The 3,362-nt window shown below is 77.7% G+C and carries 3 protein-coding genes; all 3 read right to left on the bottom strand.

What is annotated here, in order from left to right:
- Positions 1-125: 125 nt before the first annotated feature.
- From ACFOWE_RS15785 to ACFOWE_RS15775, 3 genes are read right to left on the bottom strand one after another with little or no spacing between them, the layout of a single operon-like run.
- Positions 126-1,262, bottom strand: coding sequence for a glycosyltransferase family 4 protein (locus ACFOWE_RS15785; RefSeq protein ID WP_377288333.1), 1,137 nt, complete (start codon positions 1,260-1,262; stop codon positions 126-128).
- On the bottom strand, positions 1,259-2,536 hold the full coding sequence (locus ACFOWE_RS15780) for a M48 family metallopeptidase (protein WP_377288331.1): 1,278 nt from the start codon (positions 2,534-2,536) through the stop codon (positions 1,259-1,261). The genes ACFOWE_RS15785 and ACFOWE_RS15780 overlap by 4 nt, the downstream gene beginning before the upstream one ends.
- Positions 2,533-3,330, bottom strand: a complete 798-nt coding sequence (locus tag ACFOWE_RS15775; RefSeq protein WP_377288329.1) for a hypothetical protein — start codon at positions 3,328-3,330, stop codon at positions 2,533-2,535. Before ACFOWE_RS15775 ends, ACFOWE_RS15780 begins: the two co-directional genes overlap by 4 nt.
- Between the last annotated feature and the right edge of the window lie 32 nt (positions 3,331-3,362).

The raw sequence follows: 3,362 nt of genomic DNA, 5'->3' as shown, positions 1-3,362 counted from the left end.
CTCCGCTTCTCCGGGCGTCCCGCCCCGCGCCCGCCGCCACGGGGGACGCGGCGCAGGAGCCCGCACCGCCGGGGCCGGTCCCCGCGCCCGCCGCCGCGGGGCGGACCCCCGAGGACCGCACGGCGTCAGGGCGCCGGCTCCGCCCCGAGGATCCGGGTGAACCGGGCGGCGACCAGGTCCCAGCTCCACTCGCGCCCGACCCACTCGCGCCCGCGCTCCCCCATCGCCCGGGCCCGGGCCGGGTCCCCGAGCAGTTCCACCAGCGCGCCGGCCACCGCGCCGGCCGAGGCGCCGTCCACGACGAGGCCGGTCTCACCGGGCAGCACCGCGTCGGGCGCCCCGCCCGAGGAGCCGGCCAGCACCGGCAGCCCGCTGGCCGACGCCTCCAGATAGACGATGCCGAGCCCCTCGACGTCGATGCCGCCCAGCCGGGTGCGGCACGGCATGGCGAACACGTCGCCGAGCGCGAAGTAGCCGGGCAGGTCCGCGGCCTCCACCGGCCCGGTCAGCCGGACCCGGCCGCGCAGGCCGAGCCGGTCCACCAGCCGCTCCAGCCTCCCGCGGTACGGCCCGCCGCCGACCAGCACCAGGCGGGCGTCCGGCACGGAGCGCAGCACCCAGGGCCAGGCGCGGATGAGCACGTCCTGGCCCTTGCGGGGGACCAGCCGGGAGACGCAGACCACGACCGGCCCGCCGCCGAGCTCGGCCTCCAGCGCCGCGGCGGCCCCGCCCGGCCTCACCTCCGGCGAGAAGGCGGCGGTGTCGACGCCGGGCGCGAGCCGCAGGAGCCTGTCCGCACCGATCACCGGGGCGAGCAGCCGCCGGGTGTACTCCCCCAGGTAGGTGACCGTGTCGGCGTGGCGGCCGATCCGGGCCAGCAGGCTCCGGGCGAGCGGGAGGCGGGCCCAGGACGCCTCGTGGCCGTGGGTCAGCATGACGACGCGCTCCGCCCCGGCCGCCCGCAGCCGCGGCGCGAGCAGCCCGAGCGGGGCCGCCGCGCCGAACACCACGGTGTCGCACTTGTGCTCGGCGAGCAGCTCCGCGGCGCGGCGGGCGACGCCGGGGGTGGGGAGCATCAGCGACGTCGGGTGGCGCACGACGGGGTACGGCAGGCCCGCGTCGAAGCGCTCGCAGCCGGGCCAGGCGGGCGCGTAGACGACCACGGAGTCCGCGGGCATGCGCGCGGCGAGCCCGTGCACGAACGACTGGATGCCGCCCTGGCGGGGCGGGAAGTCGTTGGTGACGATCAGTGTGCGCTTCACGGCTCCGGCAGGCCGTTCAGCGCGGCCCAGGAACGCGCCATGGCGATGCGCTCGGGGATGGCGGGATGGGAGGCGTACAGGACGCGTTCCACGACGTCCGGTGACAGGTCGGAGATGTTGGAGACCGCCAGACGCCTCTGCATGGCGGCGAACATGGCGGGGTCCCGCGTCAGGTCGAGCGCGTGGGCGTCGGCGCGGGCCTCGATCTGCCGGCTGACGAGGTTCTGCGCGGGCCCGGAGAGCACGGTGGCCAGGCTCAGCAGCCCCATGACCAGGGCCGCCGCCCTCGGATCGGCGAGCGAGGGCACGCCGGCGCGCCGGCGCAGCGTGCGCGAGGAGGTGACGAGGTACAGCAGGCACGCCCCGCAGGCCGCGCCCAGCGCGCCGACGAGCGTGCCGTACAGCACGTCGCCGCCGGCCGCGTGGCCCAGCTCGTGCGCCACCACCAGCTCGACCTCGCCGGGCGGGGCCTTCAGCAGCGTGTCGTAGATCACGATCCGGCGGGTCGCGCCGAACCCGGAGACGTAGGCGTTGACCGCGGTGGTCCGGCGGGAGGCGTCGGCGACGAGCACCTCCTCGACCGGCACCCCGTCGCGGTCGGCCATGGCCAGCAGGTCGTCGCGGAGCGGTCCCGCCCGCATCGGCGTGAAGTCGTTGAAGAGCGGCTCCACCACCACCGGGTAGACGAACGAGACCGCCACGGTCAGCGCGGAGGCGCCGAGCGCGGCGGGGATCCACCAGCGGGCGAAGCGCCGGGCCAGGGCGACCACGGCGAGCACCATGACCGCCGTCAGGCCGGTCCTGACGGCGATGTTCTTGAGCCGGTCGGCCGTCCAGGACGGCCACGTCTGGACCGACAGGCCGTAGTCCCGCAGGTGGACCTCCTGCCACACGCCCAGCGGCCAGCGCAGCAGCTCCACCGCCGCCGAGACCACGAGCACGCCCAGGAGCACCCGCGCCCACCAGGGACCCCGCAGCCGCTCCAGCAGCCGCGCGCCCAGCGGGGTGGCCACCAGCACCCCGGCCGCCAGCAGGGTCAGGCCGAGCGAGAGGTAGGCGGGCGGGCTCACCGCGGCGTCGAACGCCTGCGAGCGGGCGATCTGCTCGGCGGTGAAGTCCCGCGCCGGGTCCGCGGCGACGGGCGGGGCGCCCTCCGGCAGCGCCCGCCACGGCGTGGTGAACCCGACGACCGCCACCGTGGCCGCGCCGAGGACCGCCGGCGCCCAGCCCGCCGCCCGCGGGCCCCCGGGCGTGCGGGCGCCGCTCGACGTCATGCCAGAACCTCCGCCAGGTAGTCGCGCCAGCCCGCGGTGAACTCCGCCGCGGACAGGCCGAGCACTGTCTCGGCATCACCACCGTAGAGCCTCACGAGAGCCCTCTCGCCGAAACGCCCGGCGACGTAGCGGCAGGCGAGCCAGGCCTCCTGGTACGCCTGTGCCAGGCGCGCGCCGCCGGGGGCGAAGTCTGCGGGGCCGGGCAGGCCGCCGGGCAGCGCGCCCGCGCGCACCTCCCCGGCCAGCTCGGCGGCGGCCGTACGGACGTCGAGCCCCGTGCCGGCGTAGCCGACGTAGTCGGCGAACCCCTCCGACAGCCACATCGGCACCCGGCCGCCGCGGGTCGCGCCGGTGGCCACGTGGACGAGCTCGTGGGTGATGACCACGTCCCTGCCGACCTCGCTGAGGCGCGCGTAGCCGCTCGGCAGGACCACCACCCGGTCGGCGGTGGCCAGCGCGGCCATGCCGGCGGTGGCCGTGAGCCCGGAGGCGCCCGCGAGCACCGCGGCCTCGGCGTCGGTCTCGGGAAGCAGCACCACCGGGCGCACCGGTCCCCAGATCCGGGCGATCCGGTGGCGGGCGCGCTCGGCCCGGGCGGCGAGCTCCTCCAGCAGGCCGGCCGCTCCGCGGTGCGCGATGACGAGGGACTCCTGCTCGCGGAGCACGACGGCGCCGGGCCACGGTGCGGCCGGGGCCGGCGCGACCGGGGTCGGCGCGGCCGCGGCGGTCAGACCGGCGCCCATCAGCGCCAGCATCCCGGCGAGCACGGCGCGGCGCCCCTGGGGGAGGGACATATGCGTCGATGGTACGCGACGAGGAACGGCCC

It is taken from the genome of Planomonospora corallina (genome assembly GCF_042650625.1).
In the GTDB taxonomy this organism is placed as follows: Bacteria; Actinomycetota; Actinomycetes; order Streptosporangiales; family Streptosporangiaceae; genus Planomonospora_B; species Planomonospora_B corallina.
This window is presented reverse-complemented; position numbering and strand designations above follow the sequence as displayed.